Source organism: Wolbachia endosymbiont (group B) of Aricia artaxerxes (assembly GCF_964026975.1).
Taxonomy (GTDB): Bacteria; Pseudomonadota; Alphaproteobacteria; order Rickettsiales; family Anaplasmataceae; genus Wolbachia.
In genome coordinates this window covers 972186-992033 of the sequence record NZ_OZ034718.1, presented here as the reverse complement: position 1 = coordinate 992033, position 19848 = coordinate 972186, and the positions used below count along the sequence as shown (strand labels likewise).

Here is a 19848-nt window from a genome sequence, read left to right as displayed (position 1 = left end):
CCTTTTGTGTTTGATTGAATTGACTTTTGTGATACCTACAGAATTTCCTTTATCACCCCAACTATGGATTAAATAAAGAGATAAAAGTGCAGCTAAGAAGAGGAAAACAGGGTAAGCTCAAGTATTTTATCAATAATTAAGAGGTTACCCATGAAGAAAGATATTTTACTGTTGCGTCGAGGATTTTTGTCGCACAGTCGATGATAATTTTGCTAATATGCTCCTATCAAAAGGAAGAAAACCCACTAGAATAACGGACTTCGGAAATTCTCACCATAATTCTATTATATCATCAATCCCCTTGCAAAAGTTTCAAAGCTTTTTACCTACTTTATCTGCCACTTTATAAATCTGAGTTTTCTAAATTGCCAACATATGACCGATTTATCGCTCTTAAATCACGGGTTTTATGGATTACTTTTGCAATGGTTCTGCAAACAAGCAAAAATGACAGGTATTGCCTACATAGACACTTCTACAATCGCTGTTTGCCACAAAAAAAGAATCTCCAAGAACAAAGTTTTTGATGGTTTGGCAGAAATTAGTAAGAGCACATATGGTTGGTTTTTTGGCTTTAAATTGCACTTGGTAATTAATGAAATTGGAATCACTTACTCTAACCAAAGGTAACGTTGATGACAGAAAACCTGTGCCAACTCTCACTAAAAGACTGACCGGACTTTTGTTTGGAGATAAGGGCTATATAAAGAAAGAGCTCTTTGAGAAACTCTTTGATAGAGGCCTAAAACTCGTCACTAAAGTAAAAAAAGGTATGAAAAACGTACTCATTTCACTTAAAGAGAAGATTTTACTAAGGAAAAGATCGATTGTTGAGACTGTTTTCGACTCCTTGAAAAACAAATTTGAGATTGAGCACACAAGACACAGATCGCCAACAAATTTCCTAATTCATGTTTTTTCTGTTCTGATTTCCTATTCCATGCAGTCGAAAAAGCCCTCTATTTCTATGCCTTTCTTTGCTGGCTAATCCATAGTGGCTTTGTTGCATAGCACTGATAGGCATGTAAATCACAGTGAATTTACGCAGCTAATTTAAATTCAGCCATACCTATATCAGTAAATTTGTTCAATAAGTAGCACTTAATTAACAGCTCTTTTTCACGATTTACCTCTGATTTATTTTTCAAGCCAAACCCAAATATTTGCTTCAACCTATAGAAAAAGACTTCAATATAAGACCGTGCTCCATACTTAACTTTTTTCTTCCATTCATTAATACCATCTTCATAATTCTCATATGACCTAATTCTACTAATATACTTGTTTCTTTCTGATAAGTAGTCAGCTAAACAAATTTTAGTATCCTTCCTAGGGCGAATAATAGGCACAATATTGTATTTTCTGCATTCTTTATACACACTTTTTATATCATAAGCCGCATCTGCTCGAATAGAACAAATGTTATATTTATCACTGACTTCTTCTAACATATCGCAGACCGGCAAATAGTCTACAGCAACACCACTAGTGTAGTTCATGCTTATTGCTTTCTTATCATTTATGTTTAAAACAACATGTAATTTTCTTACTTGACCATAACCACTGTATTTTCTTTTTCGAATATTAAGCTTACTATGCCCACCGTTATTATTGTAGATACTAACTCTAGTGCTATCTACGGCAATTTCAACATTTTCCAGATCATCTTTATTGCTTCTATGGTCATCAATCTTCAAATTAAGCTTTTTAAATCTTCTGGAAGCTTGTGTATAGCTGATAATCTTAAGTTTTTTGCCTATTTGTACCATATAACCTTTTACAAAACCTACAGCTTGTCTCAAGCCAATTCTAAAAAGATGAACTATTATGTGTATTAAAATTACAACTTTATCACTATAAGTGTTATTGCCACCTGCAACTTTTGGACTATTTTCATACCAATTTTCTATGGCTTGATTAACAAAATGAAAAACATTTCCTCTTTTTTTGAGAAACTCGTTATATTCTCTTTGGTTACTTACTCTCATTTTTTGTGGCATAAGTTGTACTTGTTTGAAAAATGCCTATTTTACAACAAAATTCGTTAGTAGCCATATATTAAAAAGCTTTTCTTCTTACAATAACCTCAACCAACACTAGCTATGCAACAAAGCCATCCATAGTTGGGGTTTTATCAGACCCACCACATGATTCAGCGGGAGAAGGGCTATCAGGTTCTTACGCAATAACTTTGGAGTTCTGGAATCGTTTCATATGTATGTTTAAGATTATCACTATTTTTATTACATAGTTAAGTATCAGTTCCTGTAAAACTAGTTTACCTTAATTCTTTGTTTTAAAGTATTGGTTTTCTGGCACATAGTCTTTTCCATTGCCTATTGCTTTTGTAAATTGAGATTCTAAGCCGTAAAACTTCTCCAATTGGTCACTCCATAACATTGGTACTTCTCTTAAATAAGCTAGCTTCAAATCTCTTGGCTGTCTCCCATTTACTATGTCTTCCTTTATTTTTGGAGCTAAATAATTTAATCTCAAAATTTGCTGTATACGTCTTGTACCTATATTAATTTTGGCACTCATCTCTTTAACACTTCTATACTTTCCCTCTTCTAGCTGACGTTTCCATAGGTGAGCTCTCACCACTGCTTTCAGTAGTGCATTATTTGTTTTCCCTTCTGGCTCTACTACTGTGCATTTATTTCCTTTCTTTTTTATTGGTATAAATGTTTCCTCTGACTCAGAATGTACCTCTATTCCATCTTCTCTTATCATTACTCCCTTTATTAACTTTTTCACTACTTCTTTCTGCTTTCCAAAACTTAAATTTTCCCATTTTTCTTCGGTCTTTTCTCTCCAATTTTCATATATCTGCTCCGCTTTCCTCATCACTTCTTTTTCTACTTCTCCTGCTATTACATTTCGGTTTTCTGATTCACAACCTTTTCCCCTTAAATGATTGTTGCATACGTAATATCGATATCTCTTATTCTCCTTTTTTGCATATGTCAGTGTCATATTCACATCACAGCTCTTGCACTTAATTATTCCCCTAAGCAGTGCTTCCTCATATTTTGCTTTTCTATATGGTTGATTCCTTATCAATTCCTGCGCTTTTTGCCACTTTTCTTCTTCTATTATTGCTTCATGCTTTCCCTCATACTCTTTTTCATAATGTTTGATTTTTCCCATATATATTGGATTTGTTATTATTCTCCTTACCGTCGCTTTTTTAAAGATATCTGATTTTGTCCGGTATCCTTGACTATTTAACTCCCTTGCCAATTCTGCCATTGATTTTAGCTCCAAATATCTTTCAAATATGTGCCCTACTATTTTTGCTTCTTTTTCATTTATTATTAATTCTTTATCTTTTACATCATACCCAAGCGGTAAAGTTCCACCCATCCATAATCCCTGCTCTTTTGATGTTGCTATTTTATTTTTTACCCTTTCTACAATCATCTCTCTTTCTAGCTGTGCTGCTCCTGATAACACTGTTTGTACAAACTTTCCCATTGGCGTATTATTATCAAATATCTGCGTTACTGCTACAAAATTTACTCGGTGCCTTCTAAAAAATGATGTTACTTCAATGCTGTCTTTTGTCTCCCTTGATAGCCTATCCAGAGTATACACTACCACACAATCTACTTCTCCTCCTTTAACATCTTCAAATAATTCCTTTATTGCTGGTCTTTCTAAATTCTTTCCTGAGAAACCTCCATCATCGTACCTTTTGGCCAATACTACCCAACCCTCTCTGCTCTTTATGTACTTTTCACATGCTACTCGCTGCGCATCTAAACTGTTAAACTTTTGTTCTAGACCGTCTTCATTTGACTTTCTCGTATATATCGTGCATCTTACTTCTTTTAGCATTTTCAACTTCCATTTTTATCACGCATTCCAAATAATAAAGGTCCGTTGTAACTCATTCCCATTATTTTTCCGGCTACTGCTGACAATGATGTGAAAAATTCTTCTCGGTAGATTAAACCCTTGTCTGTTACCATTACCGCATGCGTTTCTTCCCCTCTCTCTAATATTAGCTCTGTTCCTGCTACTGGCAATTTGTCACTACTTATTCTTTTTCCCTTCTCTAGTCGATCTGCCAGATACTCTAGTCTTTTTGACCCTTTTCTTGACATTTTTCCATATGCTTCCTCCTGCATTCTATATGATAGTCTTGGTATCAGATATTTCTTTGAATGTTTAGGTGCCTCTTCCCCATATACCTTCTTCCATATTTTTCTCAGTTCTGATAACGATTTTCTCTCTAATAACAACACTTCCTTTTCTACCATTTTCTTCCTTTTCTCAATCAACTTCCATAACCTTCTACTAATTCTCTCATGATCTCTTCGCTATTTCCCATATATGCCAAATCTATCGGTGTATATCCTTTATCATCTTTCTCATTTACATCTCCCCTGGCTTCTAATATTGCTCTTACGTTCTTTATCTCCCTCATAAATACTGCTCCGTGTAGTGGCGTCCTTCCTATATAATTTCTAGTATTTACATCTGATCCTGCTTTTATTAGCTCCCTTACCGTTTTTTCACAGCTCATCATGCTTGCACAATGTAATGCCGTATATCCTCCATCATTTTTAGCATTTACTTCTCCTCCTCCTTTTATCAGTGCCTTAATATTTTCTACCTTTCCCAGAAATGCTGCTAGGTGTAACGGTGTATCTCCGCTATTATTTTCTATATTTATTTCTGCTCCCCTTTCTATCAGTAACTTGACTACTTTTTCATCAGAGAATTGTGCTGCTAGATGCAATACTGTATTACCACCTTCGTCTTTTTCATTTATTACATAAAATGAATTCTTCTTTAATTTTTCCAATCTCTTATTTAAATTGAACATCTTAGTTACCCCACCCATTTACCACCTTAAGTCTGTCTCATTAATCATTTCATTCACTTGGCTTATTATCTTGCTTGCTAAATTTTGACATTCCTCCTTTATTAGTGATTTGTCTCTTTTCCTTATTTCTCCTATCTCTATTATTTTTAGCTCCGGCATGTAGCTTCCATTCAACATGTCTGCTATTTCTCCCACTAGCCCCTCTATTCCATAGCAGGTCAGTTCTCTACTTTTTGTTATTCCTCCTTTTTCTCTCAAAAATTTACTCGCCTTTTCACTCTCTTTGCTATCACATAGACGATACTTTTCACTTTCCCATATGTAATACATTGGCGTTGCTCCGTACTTATTCAGTTGATTAACTTCAGCTCCAGCCTTTACCAGCTCTTTTATTATTTCAACTCCTGCTCCTCCTATTTTGCACGCAGAGTGCAGTGGCGTACATCCAGTGACATATTGAGTGGCATTTACTTCTGCTCCCGACCTTAGCAGCACTTTTACATTTTCTAAACTTTTTGCGAATACTGCACAGTGCAGAGGTGTATAACCATTTTTGTCTCTTGCATTAACCTCTGCTCCTTTTTTTATTAATAACCTTACTGTTTTGTAATCAGAGATTTCTACTGCTTGATGCAAGATCGTCTCTCCTTCTTCATTTCTTTTATTAATGTTTTTAAACCCGTTACTTGATACTTCTTTAAAAAACTTACTCTTGCTAAAACTCATTTCATACCTCACAAAATTAGCTTTTCTAGCGCCAGACAAATTTCTTATATTTACCTGCTGCTATTCAAGTCATGTCCTTTTTAGCATGAGAAAGCAAGTCCTTTTCTTTTTATTTCATACATTTTAACCTATTATTAATATAATATATGAGGATCTAAATATAAGTACTTAACTTATTATAGATACAACTTGACTACTTTTCCAACTTCTGTGCAAATGTCGATGTTCGTGCCATTTCAGTACTCCTGGGTAAAATACTAAAACCCCAGTTATGGATTAACCAAGGCAATAAAACTTAGAAATAGAAGGCTTTTTTGACTGCATGGAATATGAAATTAATGTAGAAAAAATATGTACCAGAAAATTTATTGGCGATCTGTGCCGAAGCTCAAATTTATTTTTTAAACAACCAAAGACTGTCTCAATAATCGACCTTTTTCTCAATAAAATCTTCTCTTTTAGTGAGACTAGTGCGTTTTTCATGCCTTTTTTCACTTTAGTGACAAGCTTTAAACCTCTATCGAAGAGTTCCTCAAAGAGCTCCTTCTTGATATAGCCTTTATCTCCGAACAAAAGTCCTGTCAGTCTTTTAGTTATAGTTGGCACAGGTTTTCTGTCATCAACGTTACCTTTGGTTAGAGTAAGTGATTCCAATTTCGTTAATCACCAAGTGCAATTTAAAGCCAAAAAACCAACCACACGTGCTCTTACCAATTTCTGCTAAACCATCAAAAACTTTGTTCCTAGAGATTCTTTTTTTGTGGCAAACGGCAATCGTAGAAGTGTCAATGTAGGAAGATTTTCGCTTGTTCGCAGAACCATTGAAGAAGTAATCCGTAAAACTCTCGGCTTTAAGGCAATAAATCTGTGATATGAAGGCATCTTTGAAAATTCTGATCTATAGAGTAACTTAAGGTAACAAAGATAAAAAGCCTTGAAGTTTTTACATGGCGATTGGTGGTATAACAGGATTATGGTTAGTATTTCTGAGTGCGCTATTTCTGGTTGGTTTTTTGCCATTTGATAAGAACTTATTTGCAAAATTTTCATCTACTACACGACAAAAATCCTCGACGCAGCAGTAAAATATCTTTCTTCATGGGTAACCTCTTAAATTATTGCTAAAATACTTGAGTTTACCCTATTTCCCTCTTTATTAATTCTACTTTTATCTGTTTTCTAATCCATAACTGGGGTTCTTAGAGCAATACAAGATAGTATAGCAAAACTCTCTAAACACTATAACCTCAACTCCAAAACTATTGTTAAGTGGAAAAAACGCTCATTCACTAAAGATGCTCAAACCATTCAATGCACCATAATTATGCTTTCAAACATATATTTGATCATGTTTATGAAGAAAATAATATCGAACATCGCTTAACAAAAGTCAGCCACCAGTCAACTAATGGGCAGGTTGAGCTTATTGAATAGAACACAATTCAACAGTCAAGAAATATTACTATAAGTCACATCAACAACTTAAAGAGCATCTCTATAACTTCGTTATAGCCTATCACTATGCGAAAAGACTTAAAACTCTCAAGGGTTTAAACACCTTTTGAATTCATATGTACAAAGTGGACAAAATCTCCAGAGTTGTTTATAGTTAATCCATGCCATCATATTCTGGGGCCATACATCTAAAAGGTTTAATATATTTTGCTCTATGGTTATCTTTTTAGATTCCTTGTCTATCCTATTCTGCCAATCTCCTGAACGGATACAAAAATAGTAATATCCTACATGCCTTGAAGCAGTTAATACATGTAAAGAGGCAAGCTCATCATGCAACTCAACCCACATAGACAAGGTTAACTGAAAAAATCAAGAACAGAAACAACAAGACCTCTCTTCACAATAAGTGATATTTTACCGCGCAAGATCCTTCTTAGATTCTTGACAACATTGTGCGTCCTGTAACATACCAGAGGGAACGTTATCAGAAAGAGAGGATATAGAATCAACATTACTTACACTAGCAACAGGTGATACATTTTCATCAGAATCAATATTACTTATACTAGTAGTAGAGCTAGCAAGAGGGGATACATTTCTAGAGCAAGAACTACTACCGTACAAGAAAGAAGTACTACCATGAACAATATCTGAAACAGGAGGAGAAGTAGGAAAAACATTAGGACGTCTAGAAAGATTAGGCATGCTATGGTAACTAGGCAAGAACTGGTGACGTGACATGGGAAATGGGAAGCCTTGAAAAGGTGGACGAAAACGATTAGGAAAGGGGTGAAAGGGCCTAAAAAATGGATGTAATGCAGGTGGACGGTTGAAATAAAGCGGGGGCTGGTACACTGAAAAGTGATCTCTATCCGCAAAACCTTGACGGCCACTTCTGCCTCCTACTCTATCATATGGCTTGCCAACATCAGAAAAACTCTCACATCTTTTATTTCTCACCTTTCCACGACTTTCATTACCACTCGAAGAGTCTTGTCGTGTAAAAAGCACTGTCCCATGTTCATCACTATCAGCCGCTCTGGACGAAGATGATTTACTTTCTGAACTTGGTTTCTCTTCGGAAATAGCACCCACACCATTAGAGACTGCCTTACAGTTTTCAGAACCCAACCTTTCACGATAGCTCTCACTCCTACTTGAAGAGTCTTGTCGTGTAAGAGACGCTGTCCTATATTTATCGCTATCAGCTGTTCTAGAGGAAGATGGCCTGCCTTCTGAACTTAGTTTCTCCCTAGAAATAGCACCTGTGTCCTTAGAGACTGACTTATGGTTTTCAGAATCCAACCTTTTACGGTAACTTTTACTCCTACTTGAAGAGTCTTGTCGTGTAAGAGAGGCTGTCCTACATTTATCGCTATCAGCTGTTCTAGACGAAGATAGTCTGCCTTCTGATCTTAGTTTCTCCCTAGAAATAGCACCTGTGTCCTTAGAGACTGACTTATAGTTTTCAGAATCCAACCTTTTACGGTAACTTTCACTCCTACTTGAAGAGTCTTGTCGTGTAAAACGTACTGTCCTATATTCATCGCTACCAGCTGTTTTGGAAGAGAATGGTCTACTTTCTGAACTTGATTTCTCTCTAGAAGTAGCACCCATGTCCCTAGGTACTTTTCTTCCTTCCATCTCCAGGAAACACAGATCAATTGCACGACGAAAGACTTGTTCCTTACTTTCCGATTTGGCAAATCTGAGCAGATTAGAAACATCTGACGAAGCATCACGGACAGAATGGATTAGCTTTTTGAAGGAAGAGTACAAGCGATCCCCTTTCTCAATGGAAGTCTCCAAACCCTCTACCATAGAAGAAAAAGTACTGATAGATTGAGAAAAGCTTTCCAAAAGACTAACAAAATCCTGCTTATTAGAATCAAATCGTGGTATTGATCCTAATGCTTCACCAGAGGAAACAAGCCTATAAAAATCCTCAGCATTGAAAGACACAAGCCCGGAGGATTCTTTCAGATTGTAGCACAAACTCCATAAAGCTCTAAAATCATTATCACTGGAACACTTTTGAATAAATTCATCTTTTGTCGCTAGCGCTACAGATTGCAATTGATCCACCTGTTCATTCAAACTTCTACTAACATCGAACAACGACTTAAGCTTGTTCTTCAAACAATTTAACAAGAAGAGAACTATACTATTGTCCATTTCTTTATACCTAATAACATACGTGCTCAGCTCATTGTAAGCCAATATCATAAGTACTTCAACAATTATTTTAAATTAACAATGTTTTATACCAAACATTCACTATTGGAAAAAAATGGAACAAGTTATAAATTTGCTTAACTCTCCAAATTAGAGGGAAAAAGAGCTCTTTTTCATTTGTTCTACTACCAATGAAACTTGGTATGAAACAGCTATATGCAGGTTTGCTGTAAAACTTCAGCAGTTTTCCACTCCTTTAAAGCATCATGCTCTTATAATAGTGATATCAAATATAGGTCTTAACTATTTTCATCTCAAGACCTTCTGCAAAAGGTGATTGAAAAAGTGATGTAAGAGAGGTAGAAGAAGAATAAGCAGATCAAGTAAGGTAAAAAATGAGCTTTAGTTACTATAAAATGAAGAAGCACCCAAGAAACTTTCGTAATATAACAGGTTTAACTATAGAGGAGTTTGAAAAGGTGGTGGAAAAAGTGAGGTCTGAGTGGAAAAAACTTGAAAAACAGAAAAAGTGCCATGGTAGAAGATCACAACTACCAACTCTGGAAGATAAGTTATTTTGCGTAATTTTGTACTGACCTTACCCAGAAAAAGTAGACAGGTAGTTAAGACGTTTTTTTCATGAAAATGATGAATCAAATTTTTCAGGAATGCAATAGTTAATAGTAGAATGTCTACGTTGTTTGTTATAAAAAATTGACCTTACCCAGAAAAAGTAGACAGGTAGTTAAGACGTTTTTGAAGTAAAATAAAACGTTTTTTCAAAGAGGTGTAGTATGACAAAAAGAAAAGAATATACAGCAGAATTCAAAATTGAAGCTATAAGACTAGTAAAAGAAACAGGTCAATCATCAGCAAAAATAGCAAGAGATTTGGGTATTAGCGGTGATTCATTAAGCAGATGGGTAAAAACATACAATGATAGAATGTCTGGAGTAGATGCGTTTCCAGGAAAAGGGAAAGTAGCTCATTGCGACAAAGAAAAGTTTGATTTAAAGAAAGAACTGGCAAGAGTAACTAGAGAAAGAGATATTTTAAAAAAAGCCCTGGGATATTTTGCAAACCAAAAAGAGTGAAATATTCTTTTATAAAAGAGCATGAAAACTGCTGTAAAATAAGAGAGCTATGCAGGTTTTTGAACGTATCTGCTTGTGGTTATTATAAATGGATTTCTAAGGAAAAAAGTAATAAAAAATCAACAAGAGAAGAGCTCATAAAAGATATTCAAAAGATATATCAAGCGTCACAATGCAGATACGGAGCTCCACGCTGAATTAAAGGTTTTAGGTAAAAATTATAACATCAAAACAGTGCAAAATGTTATGCAGGAAAATGGCATTCAAGCCCAACTTAGACGAAGGTTTAAGACTAAGAAACTTCAAACAGACAATAGAGTTATAACTCCTAACATATTGGATCAGAATTTCACCACTGATCAGCCAAACAAGATATGGGATTACATACATAAACACCAACGAAGGATGGCTATATTTGGCAGCAATAATAGATTTATATTCACGCATGGTAGTTGGTTGGTCAATGAGTAATTCAATAAATAAGCAATTAGTTATAGATGCTTTATTGATGGCTGTTGATAGGCGCAAACCCGTTAAAAATCTACTATTTCATAGCGATCAAGGATCACAGTACACCTCTAAAAATTAGAGATTTTTACTGAATACAAAAAGTATTATTTCTAGCATGAGTCACAAAGTTACGATAATGCTGTTTCGGAGAGCTTTTTTAGTTCACTAAAGAGGGAATTACTCATTGATACCTCACAACACTCCGCACAACAAGCTAGAACCGCAATATTTGAATACATAGAAATTTTTTATAACAAACAACGTAGACATTCTACTATTAACTATTGCATTCCTGAAAAATTTGATTCATCATTTTCATGAAAAAAACGTCTTAACTACCTGTCTACTTTTTCTGGGTAAGGTCAATTTCTTCATGTCCAGCTCCTGATGCTAAGTGTAACGGTGTATGTAGTAAAGCATTCTGCTCATTAACATTAACTCCTTTGTTGAGTAAAAACCTTACAGCATTTGCTTCATTCAACATCGCAGCTAAATGAAGTAAGCTATCTTTTCTTGCACAAGAGAGCGCACTTTTACCATCATCATCAGTGATCAGTGGATTAATATTTTTCCTATTGAGTAAGAGCGCAACCATACTAAGCTCGTTAATTTCTACTGCATAATGTAGCGGTGTCTTTCCATTTAATCCTCTGACATTAACATCTAATCCAGGTTAGACACTTTATTAATTCTAAACTTAAGTTAGCAGACATTATTTAAAACTTAATATTAGATAATTCTTGTAATGAGTTTGTAATCTCTTCGGTTAGCGCCATATGAATCTTTTCAGTGTCACTCAGTGATGCAAGTAGTGCTGACACTCTATTTGGAATATTAAGCAGATTATTACGGACAACTCTTGCTACATTAAATGCTTCAGTTTTTACTTCCTCTACTGCTACAAGTTCACCAATCTCAGCCCTAGCTTTTGCCTCAAGCAGTTTACCACGTTCCATTTCATTTTTTATTCTAGTTTTTAGCAACATCGTGGAAAGGTTACTTGTATTTTCGTTTTCTGGATTTTTCCTCCTCAGTGGCTGACTTGGATCTCTTATTGCCGCTACTGCTTCATTTGCTTGTTCTCTATTGATCAAACCATCCTCCAACTCAACTATTCCTTTCTTTACTAAATAACAGACATATTGCTTTGATACTCCTATCTCTCTTGCCCATTCTGTTTGTGTAATTTTCACTTTTTTCCTACTGTTTTTCTCCTTGAATTTCTGCAAAAGTTTTACCAGTACCGGCTAAAATGGCATCTCTTCCGGTATATATTTGCCAACGTTTTATGGTTACATCTACAAATTTTGAATCTAGCTCTATTGTTCTGCAAATTCTTCCTGTTCTCTCACATGCAATCAGTGTACTTCCAGAACCGCTAAATGGATCAAGTACTATGTCTCCTGGTCTGCTGCTGTTTACTATTGCTCTCTCCATTAGCTCTACTGGCTTCATCGTTGGATGTAGTGTATTATGCGTTGGCTTATCATAAAACCACAGATCACTTTGATTTCTACCACCATGCCACTCACGTTTATTGCCGCTTTTCCATCCATAGAGCATTGCTTCGTATTGTCTTTGATAATCAGACCTGCCTAGCGTAAAATGATTCTTTGCCCAAATGATAAATGTTGACCATTTTCCTCCTGCCTCTTCAAATGCTTTTTGCAACGTTGAAAACTCTGATGATGATATGCAGATGTAAATTGCACCTTTCGTATATGCTAAAATATGGGAACAGATGTCATAGAGAAAAAGTTCGTACTTTTCACCTTGATTATCATTTAATATCTTTTTGTCTTGGCTATTACCATAATCAACGTTATATGGAGGATCACAAACAGTAATGTCTGCCATTTTATCATCTAACAGCGCTTTATATGATTCAACTACAGAGCTATCACCACAATAGATTCGATGATCACCTAAAATCCATAAATCACCTGGTTTTGTTATTTCTACCTTTTTGTCATCAACAACTAAGTCAGAAAGATCTTCTTTTTCACTATCTAAATCATCAAGGAAATGTTGAACTTTTTCTAATTCAAACCCTGTCATTTTTAAGTCAAACTGTAAATCTTCTAACTCTTGAATTTCTACTTTCAAAAGCTCATCATCCCACTTTGCCCAATTAGCTGATTGATTTGCCAGCAATCGAAAAGCTTTGGTTTGTGGTTCATTTAGATTATCACTGAGGACTACTGGAATACTTTCCATACCAAGTTTTCTTGCTGCTTTAAGTCTTAAATGACCATCAACCACAGTTCCATCGCTTTTTGCAACTATTGGTATACGAAAGCCGAATTCCCTGATTGAAGCACACATTCTATTTACTACGTCATCATTTTTACGAGGATTACGCTTATATTCGACGAGGTTTTCAACAGGATAGTAGTGGATTGCTAAATTCATATAATTTAAATTCTTAATAATTAAAAGGTTAATATTCAAAATATGTCTGACGCTAAAGAAGGCCTGAGGTCTAACCCACCAAACCCGCCATTATGGCCGAAAGGACCCACTTTTTATGGGTTTTTGTCTTATTAATATCTTTACTAATATAGAACATTAATGCCAAAGCATCGGCCTCATTATCATCTCTAGGTGAAAAACTTTTTTCACGTATCGCTTCAATAACTTCACTCTTACTTGCATTGCCTTTGCCTGTTATAAAGCGTTTTATAGTTTTAACATTAACACCTTGGTAAGGAATATTGTTCTCTTCACACCAAGCAGACAGCACTGCAAGAAAACCACCATAGCAATGAGCTGCATCAGTTCCTAGATGTCTTCTCACTTCTTCAAAATACACTGCAGTGAACTCATGTTTCAAAGAATTAAGCCAATTACGAAAGTTTAAGAAACACATTCCACCTCCACTGAAACGGCTACCATGAAAGCTTTTGCTGCCACTTTCAATTACTCCATCTGTTAGAATTGCCCAGCCTGTCTGTTTACCGAGGTCCAGTGTTAGGATTGACATTATTTAAAACTATAAGTAGCACTGATTCCAAAATATCGTTTGGTTCCTCGAACGTACTATCAAAAAGCGGTTTATAGTTTTTTTGTTGGCCAACAACGGAAATTCGAGAATCATGTGCTACTGCAGAAAGTTGTTTTCTTGTTATATATATTCACCAAAATTACGAAAACTGTTCACTTTTTTTTTGCAAAGGATAAAAATCGTGTTAGACTTAAACGGAGATTTGTTCTGCAGTAGTAAGATTACCGACAATGCCATTTAATTAAATTTTAGAGGGTACTACGTGCGTTCTTTGGTGAATTGCTGTTGTTAATTATCTATAAAATCACATCTAGCTTTAAAACGAAGTTTTTACCTTATCTAAAAAAATACAAATCTACTCAATGTTTGTTTGCCGAGTTTCGGATTGACACTTAAAGTTTTTGTATTTGAAGCGCATCCACAAACTGCATCAATGCCCTTCTATAATATATATATACCGGATTTCTTACTACTTTTTCCGGGATTTTTTGAAAAAAAGTTAAAATAATTTCAAAACTGCTTACCAGCTAAAGAATAAAGTAGATAGTTCTCTATTTTTAGAGTTTTACAGTTGCTTGTCTTTTTTACAAATAACCTATATGCTATTTGAAGTAAGGTAGAGTAGATATGATAATAAATGAAAACGAAATTTTATTATATACAACTCCAGATGGAGATGTGAGAATTGATGTTTTGTATCGAGATGAAAACATTTGGCTTACACAAAAAAGAATGGCGGAGTTGTTTGATGTTAATATTAGAACAATTAGTGAGCATTTACAGAACATATTTGCTAGTCAAGAGTTAGATAAAGATTCAGTTATCCGGATTTTCCGGAATACTGCTGAGGATGGTAAACAGTACCCTACACAATTTTATAATTTGGATAGCTATTGGTTATCGAGTTAATTCTAAAAAGGCTACATCTTTTAGAGTATGGGCTACGAAAATTTTAAAGATCAAAGGATTTGCATTAGATAGCGAACGGCTAAAAAACGGCCCAAAGTTTGGTAAAGACTACTTCAATGAATTACTTGAAAAAATCAGGAGCATCCGAACGTAGGTTTTACCAGAAGATTACTGACATTTATGCTGAATGCTCTGCAGACTATGATCCAAATTCAGAAATAACAAAACAATTTTATGCAAAAGTACAGAATAAATTATATTGATGGCCTAACTGCAGCAGAGCTCTCGAGTTGACCACAAAAAACCAAATATTGGGCTAACTACATGGAAAGATGGTTCTGGCAACAAAATTCATAAGAGTGATGTGAGTACTGCAAAAAACTACTTGACTGAAAAAGAGTTGAGTGCATATTGTTTCCTAGATTATGCGGAACTTCAAGCAAGAAAGCATCGGCTAATAAAAATGCAGAATTGGGTTGAAAAGTTGGATGCATTTCTATTGTTCAATGATTATGAAGTACTTAAAGATGCTGAGTGCTGAAGTTGCAAAAGCTCTAGCTGAAGGAGAATACGAAAAGTATAGAGTTATACAAGATAAATTACATGAATCTGACTTTGATGAATTAATTAAAGCAAGTAAAGAAAGTGAGAAAATAACTACAACAAAAACCAGCTTGTAGTTGAGCTATCTGTGTTTGACATCTTGCTTTTGTTTTAATTTCAAGGGGGGTGAACCACCCTTTAGAAAGCCCTATCTGCCAATAAATAGTGAAAACATAAATCTTTGTCTCCATTATACTAGATAAACCTGGAGACGTAAATAAATAAATTTTGATCTTTGTCTCCATTTTAAGGTAGCTTCTGTTTCTTCTTTTATAGCAGCAACTCCAAACTTTTTTCCTTTAGATTCATCTACAAATTATTTATAGAGATTACCTAAAAATTCAACTTAAGAGTTTTAGATGAAAATAGTTATATTTCAATAAGACCTCCAAAATAACCAGCTCTGGTGATATATATTCACCGAAATTACAAAAACTGTTCACTTTTTTGAAAAAGTATTTTACAATAAATAAGAAATATGATAGAATAAGCTGAGGTTTTTTGTAGCAAGTAAAAGTTTAAGGTAAAAGATAATTTAGAAATGCCTCATAATCGAGTTTTAAGCTGCCTTACATAAGTAACTTAGTTCTTGGTAGTATAATTGTACCCTGGAGTCGTATAATCACTTTAAATTCGCACTAAATGCAATTGCCTCAAGGTTGTATTTTTTTCATTAAATTTAAGTAATGTTTTGTGGTAATCTCTCTAGGTCTTCTTCATTTCTATTTATCCAATATATTTTATATTTATTATTACTGTTATTATTTATTACTATTATATATATATAATATATAAGGGTTTTAGGAAGCTAGAATCCGCCTCACTGGCTGACTTTAGACATGTGGTTTCTAGGAACGCTTTTAGGAACGTAGGCAAAAAAGCTAGCTCTCACGCAGAATTTAGATTCCTGATTTCTAATTACTGATTTAGGAACCTAGGAATTAGGAATGTAATACAATCATTGATGGTGCTATTTCTTAAGTGCTAAGTTCTAGTTGAGTGGATGTAAATTGATAGTAGCTATATAGATTGAAATGGCAATAGAGAAAACTGGGTAAACTCTAAAATATTTTTACCCATAAAAAAAGACTTATCCTAACATTAAATTTTCCCTATAGCTAAAATCTTCAGCTCCAAGAGTGAATTTTCCTATACCACAAGCAAATGGTCCAGTTGGAATGTCAAGCCACTTATCCTCTCTTGAACCTGTAGACATCACTTTAACTAACTGCTTTACCTGCAAAAGTTCCTGTACCATACGCTCTAGTCTATCCCTTCCCATGCTGTGAAAAACTTCAGGTAGTCTATGGCGTTGCTTATATACTCCTGTGCTTCCTGTGTGAGTAAATGGATGCCCTGAAGCAGCAGATCGTGTAACTGCATCGATAAGACATATTTTAAGGTCTTTTTCACTAGTATTTTTAACTGTTAGTTGTATTGTTATATCTTCTAGTAGCCCTGTTTCCTGATTTCTTAGGTAAGTTCTTACAGTACGATCAGCTAACCCATTGGCCTTCACAACTGCCCCATGAAATAAAGCATTCTGTCTTGGTGTTTCTCCTACTGCCTTAAAGATCTCTAGCCTAGCTGTATTTTCTATTGGCCAAAAAGCGTATGAGCATCTAACACCATTAACAAGAGCAGAGGTACCTCTTATTGCATCTCTTGCTTGTTCAACAGTTAGTATAGGTTTTTCTCCTTTTGGTTTTCTCATGTGGTGAGCAGTAACAATTGAAGCTCCAGTACTATTTGCTAGATCAGACAATAGACACATCAGATAATCCCCTACAGCTGGGTCAGCATTTATATCTGCATGGATAAATTAAGCAAGTGGATCAAATACTATCAATTTCAGATCTTTAATTTTCTCGAGCTGTTTTATTATAGATTCGAATTCAGGAGAAACTTCGACAACTTTACCACGAACGTTTCTTAGTATTGTAAGTGATCCTCTGACGTTTGGCAGTGGTACAATAAATAGTTTGTCTTTATATTTTAATCTTTCACATTTAGGGTCAAGTCGTTCTAAGCGGCGATGTACTTCACCTGCATCATCTTCTGCTAAAAAGACTACCACTGATCCATGTTCAGTCACAAGCGAACCAAAACCACATATTTGATCTGTATCATTTACAACTTTGAGAGCCAAATCAAGTAGCAGCATTCCTTTTCCTGTGTCTCCCATAGCAGCAACTATTGAAGTAACGCCCAAAGGAAATATCCCTTCAACAAGAAATTTTTGCTCTGGTACTGGACCTACAAAGCGCTCTGCACTCCAATCTAAAATATTAAGTGGCTGTTTTATGGGTCTTTCTAAACTTTTCATATTTGAAGTATCAGTAGTTGGAATATCAGTAGCAGGTAAATTTATACATGGAGTTGAAGTTAAAAACTCTTTGACATCTATACCTTCCTCTACACAATCAGCAGCATCCCAGCCTTTTGTTTTATTTTGTGGAATATTAAGAACAACAAGTGATTCAACTCCGATTTCTAAAAGCTTTTTTTCAGCATTTTTAGCATATTTCTTACCTGCTTCATCATTATCTGGCCATATAATAATGTGTTTACCTTTTAGCGGAGTCCAATCAGTTTTCTCAATAGGTGCATTTGCTCCAGACATCGCTGTTGTTGCAGTTATTCCCTTCTCTATCAGCGCTTCTGCACATTTTTCCCCTTCCACCAGAACAATTTTATCAGACTTTAAGATTTCTGGAATATTATATAGAGGCCTTATTTCTGGTGATGCAAACTTAGATTGTTTGATATCAAAAGGCTTGTATACTTTTTTCTTTCCAGGAGGATCAGAACGATAAACTTTTACAATCACCTGACCATTTTCATCATAATAATTCCAACTTTGGGTAATGAATTTCTCAAAGTCTTCATCAACATATTGTTTCTCTCTGTATTTTTTATTATTTCCGAGCCATTCACTTATTGAAGCTATTACCTCAGGAAACTCTGTCCTTGCATTCTTTCTATGTACAGCTGCCCAAAGGTCGATAATGTCACCACCTTCTCCAGTTGCAAAATCATTCCATAACCCGGCTCTACTGCCACTTAGTTCTACTCTTAAACTTTTTCCTTTATTACCCCATATATCACCTACTTGAAACTCATTTTTGTGAAAAGTTCCGTTAGGTAGCAAGTACAAAAGACAAGATCTTAAGTTTAATAGAAGTTGTGCTTTAAGTTCTTGAACATTGTATGAATCACTCATGAAATTACCTGTAAGTTGAAAGTCTTGTTCTATATATTCACTGGATTTACAAAAACTGTTCAGTTCGTAGGTGCATTGTCTGATCAAAGTTTTGAGTGTCTGAGGTTTGAAAAAAGATTCCAGGTTTTCAGAGGGTAAAAAACTCACGATTGTCTGAGGTATTTTTTTCATGTCCTACAATATTTACTAAGAAAGTTTCATCCTTAAGTCTTTCATTTAAGGACACATCTTATGAAATCTCGAAACTCTTATTCAGGTAGGCTTTGTTGCATAGCACTGATAGGCATGTAAATCACAGTGAATTTACGCAGCTAATTTAAATTCAGCCATACCTATATCAGTAAATTTGTTCAATAAGTAGCACTTAATTAACAGCTCTTTTTCACGATTTACCTCTGATTTATTTTTCAAGCCAAACCCAAATATTTGCTTCAACCTATAGAAAAAGACTTCAATATAAGACCGTGCTCCATACTTAACTTTTTTCTTCCATTCATTAATACCATCTTCATAATTCTCATATGACCTAATTCTACTAATATACTTGTTTCTTTCTGATAAGTAGTCAGCTAAACAAATTTTAGTATCCTTCCTAGGGCGAATAATAGGCACAATATTGTATTTTCTGCATTCTTTATACACACTTTTTATATCATAAGCCGCATCTGCTCGAATAGAACAAATGTTATATTTATCACTGACTTCTTCTAACATATCGCAGACCGGCAAATAGTCTACAGCAACACCACTAGTGTAGTTCATGCTTATTGCTTTCTTATCATTTATGTTTAAAACAACATGTAATTTTCTTACTTGACCATAACCACTGTATTTTCTTTTTCGAATATTAAGCTTACTATGCCCACCGTTATTATTGTAGATACTAACTCTAGTGCTATCTACGGCAATTTCAACATTTTCCAGATCATCTTTATTGCTTCTATGGTCATCAATCTTCAAATTAAGCTTTTTAAATCTTCTGGAAGCTTGTGTATAGCTGATAATCTTAAGTTTTTTGCCTATTTGTACCATATAACCTTTTACAAAACCTACAGCTTGTCTCAAGCCAATTCTAAAAAGATGAACTATTATGTGTATTAAAATTACAACTTTATCACTATAAGTGTTATTGCCACCTGCAACTTTTGGACTATTTTCATACCAATTTTCTATGGCTTGATTAACAAAATGAAAAACATTTCCTCTTTTTTTGAGAAACTCGTTATATTCTCTTTGGTTACTTACTCTCATTTTTTGTGGCATAAGTTGTACTTGTTTGAAAAATGCCTATTTTACAACAAAATTCGTTAGT

Annotated in this window: 13 protein-coding genes and 7 pseudogenes; 7 read left to right on the top strand and 13 right to left on the bottom strand. The window is 34.7% G+C overall.

What is annotated here, in order from left to right; all coding sequences use genetic code 11:
• Window positions 1-160 precede the first annotated feature (160 nt).
• Window positions 161-988: pseudogene (locus AAGE00_RS04515) on the top strand (IS982 family transposase).
• A 52-nt stretch (window positions 989-1040) separates the two neighbouring features.
• Here AAGE00_RS04515 and AAGE00_RS04510 read toward each other — a convergent pair.
• The 6 genes and pseudogenes from AAGE00_RS04510 to AAGE00_RS04485 all read right to left on the bottom strand — a co-directional run bounded on the left by AAGE00_RS04510 (window position 1041) and on the right by AAGE00_RS04485 (window position 6650).
• Window positions 1041-2000: an IS5 family transposase gene (locus tag AAGE00_RS04510; protein WP_341815149.1), complete on the bottom strand. Its 960-nt coding sequence runs from the start codon at window positions 1998-2000 to the stop codon at window positions 1041-1043.
• Between the two features lie 283 nt (window positions 2001-2283).
• Window positions 2284-3840 carry a recombinase family protein gene (locus AAGE00_RS04505; protein WP_096097267.1) on the bottom strand — a complete coding sequence of 519 codons (1557 nt, stop codon included), beginning with the start codon at window positions 3838-3840 and terminating at the stop codon, window positions 2284-2286.
• A gap of 2 nt (window positions 3841-3842) precedes the next feature.
• Window positions 3843-4265, bottom strand: coding sequence for a DUF2924 domain-containing protein (locus AAGE00_RS04500; protein ID WP_019236408.1), 423 nt, complete (start codon window positions 4263-4265; stop codon window positions 3843-3845).
• 17 nt (window positions 4266-4282) lie between these two features.
• Window positions 4283-4852, bottom strand: coding sequence for an ankyrin repeat domain-containing protein (locus AAGE00_RS04495; protein WP_019236409.1), 570 nt, complete (start codon window positions 4850-4852; stop codon window positions 4283-4285).
• Window positions 4853-5560 carry an ankyrin repeat domain-containing protein gene (locus tag AAGE00_RS04490; RefSeq protein WP_230609168.1) on the bottom strand — a complete coding sequence of 236 codons (708 nt, stop codon included), beginning with the start codon at window positions 5558-5560 and terminating at the stop codon, window positions 4853-4855.
• 276 nt (window positions 5561-5836) lie between these two features.
• Window positions 5837-6650: pseudogene (locus AAGE00_RS04485) on the bottom strand (IS982 family transposase).
• 227 nt (window positions 6651-6877) lie between these two features.
• Between AAGE00_RS04485 and AAGE00_RS04480 the strand changes: the two are divergent.
• A pseudogene (locus tag AAGE00_RS04480) lies at window positions 6878-7207 on the top strand (IS481 family transposase); the annotation flags it as partial.
• A gap of 225 nt (window positions 7208-7432) precedes the next feature.
• Here the strand turns inward: AAGE00_RS04480 and AAGE00_RS04475 are convergent.
• Complete coding sequence (locus tag AAGE00_RS04475; protein ID WP_230609167.1) at window positions 7433-9193, bottom strand: hypothetical protein; 1761 nt, start codon at window positions 9191-9193, stop codon at window positions 7433-7435.
• Window positions 9194-9588: 395 nt separating this feature from the next.
• On the opposite strand from AAGE00_RS04475, the pseudogene AAGE00_RS04470 reads away from it, so the two are divergent.
• From AAGE00_RS04470 to AAGE00_RS07950, 4 genes and pseudogenes are all read left to right on the top strand, one after another.
• Window positions 9589-9786, top strand: a pseudogene (locus AAGE00_RS04470) (IS5/IS1182 family transposase); the annotation flags it as partial.
• Window positions 9787-9987: 201 nt separating this feature from the next.
• Window positions 9988-10287, top strand: coding sequence for a transposase (locus AAGE00_RS04465; protein ID WP_064085359.1), 300 nt, complete (start codon window positions 9988-9990; stop codon window positions 10285-10287).
• A gap of 415 nt (window positions 10288-10702) precedes the next feature.
• On the top strand, window positions 10703-10876 hold the full coding sequence (locus AAGE00_RS04460) for a DDE-type integrase/transposase/recombinase (protein ID WP_230609163.1): 174 nt from the start codon (window positions 10703-10705) through the stop codon (window positions 10874-10876).
• Between the two features lie 104 nt (window positions 10877-10980).
• Entirely contained in the window at window positions 10981-11118 is a 138-nt protein-coding gene (locus tag AAGE00_RS07950; protein ID WP_353272237.1) for an IS3 family transposase, read from the top strand.
• A gap of 43 nt (window positions 11119-11161) precedes the next feature.
• Here the strand turns inward: AAGE00_RS07950 and AAGE00_RS04455 are convergent.
• The 4 genes and pseudogenes from AAGE00_RS04455 to AAGE00_RS04440 all read right to left on the bottom strand — a co-directional run.
• Window positions 11162-11510: pseudogene (locus tag AAGE00_RS04455) on the bottom strand (ankyrin repeat domain-containing protein); the annotation flags it as partial.
• Between the two features lie 3 nt (window positions 11511-11513).
• Window positions 11514-11990: a hypothetical protein gene (locus tag AAGE00_RS04450; RefSeq protein ID WP_230609162.1), complete on the bottom strand. Its 477-nt coding sequence runs from the start codon at window positions 11988-11990 to the stop codon at window positions 11514-11516.
• A gap of 7 nt (window positions 11991-11997) precedes the next feature.
• Window positions 11998-13209, bottom strand: a complete 1212-nt coding sequence (locus AAGE00_RS04445; RefSeq protein WP_230609160.1) for a DNA modification methylase — start codon at window positions 13207-13209, stop codon at window positions 11998-12000.
• Window positions 13210-13279: 70 nt separating this feature from the next.
• Window positions 13280-13780 (bottom strand): crossover junction endodeoxyribonuclease RuvC, encoded by a 501-nt coding sequence (locus AAGE00_RS04440; protein ID WP_265024759.1) that lies wholly within the window; start codon window positions 13778-13780, stop codon window positions 13280-13282.
• A gap of 648 nt (window positions 13781-14428) precedes the next feature.
• Between AAGE00_RS04440 and rhuM the strand changes: the two are divergent.
• Window positions 14429-15390 (top strand): annotated as a pseudogene (gene rhuM, locus AAGE00_RS07945) (RhuM family protein).
• A gap of 1013 nt (window positions 15391-16403) precedes the next feature.
• On the opposite strand, the pseudogene AAGE00_RS04410 reads toward rhuM, so the two are convergent.
• Together AAGE00_RS04410 and AAGE00_RS04405 are read right to left on the bottom strand one after the other, a co-directional pair.
• Window positions 16404-18536: pseudogene (locus tag AAGE00_RS04410) on the bottom strand (AAA family ATPase).
• A gap of 303 nt (window positions 18537-18839) precedes the next feature.
• Entirely contained in the window at window positions 18840-19799 is a 960-nt protein-coding gene (locus AAGE00_RS04405) for an IS5 family transposase (RefSeq protein ID WP_341815149.1), read from the bottom strand.
• Between the last annotated feature and the right edge of the window lie 49 nt (window positions 19800-19848).

What these genes read in the sequence shown, in the direction of transcription:
- AAGE00_RS04510 (WP_341815149.1), bottom strand. Translation starts at nt 2,000, where the DNA reads ATGCCACAAAAAATGAGAGTAAGTAACCAAAGAGAATATAACGAGTTT.
- AAGE00_RS04505 (WP_096097267.1), bottom strand. Translation starts at nt 3,840, where the DNA reads ATGCTAAAAGAAGTAAGATGCACGATATATACGAGAAAGTCAAATGAA.
- AAGE00_RS04500 (WP_019236408.1), bottom strand. Translation starts at nt 4,265, where the DNA reads ATGGTAGAAAAGGAAGTGTTGTTATTAGAGAGAAAATCGTTATCAGAA.
- AAGE00_RS04495 (WP_019236409.1), bottom strand. Translation starts at nt 4,852, where the DNA reads ATGGGTGGGGTAACTAAGATGTTCAATTTAAATAAGAGATTGGAAAAA.
- AAGE00_RS04490 (WP_230609168.1), bottom strand. Translation starts at nt 5,560, where the DNA reads ATGAGTTTTAGCAAGAGTAAGTTTTTTAAAGAAGTATCAAGTAACGGG.
- AAGE00_RS04475 (WP_230609167.1), bottom strand. Translation starts at nt 9,193, where the DNA reads ATGGACAATAGTATAGTTCTCTTCTTGTTAAATTGTTTGAAGAACAAG.
- AAGE00_RS04465 (WP_064085359.1), top strand. Translation starts at nt 9,988, where the DNA reads ATGACAAAAAGAAAAGAATATACAGCAGAATTCAAAATTGAAGCTATA.
- AAGE00_RS04445 (WP_230609160.1), bottom strand. Translation starts at nt 13,209, where the DNA reads ATGAATTTAGCAATCCACTACTATCCTGTTGAAAACCTCGTCGAATAT.
- AAGE00_RS04440 (WP_265024759.1), bottom strand. Translation starts at nt 13,780, where the DNA reads ATGTCAATCCTAACACTGGACCTCGGTAAACAGACAGGCTGGGCAATT.
- AAGE00_RS04405 (WP_341815149.1), bottom strand. Translation starts at nt 19,799, where the DNA reads ATGCCACAAAAAATGAGAGTAAGTAACCAAAGAGAATATAACGAGTTT.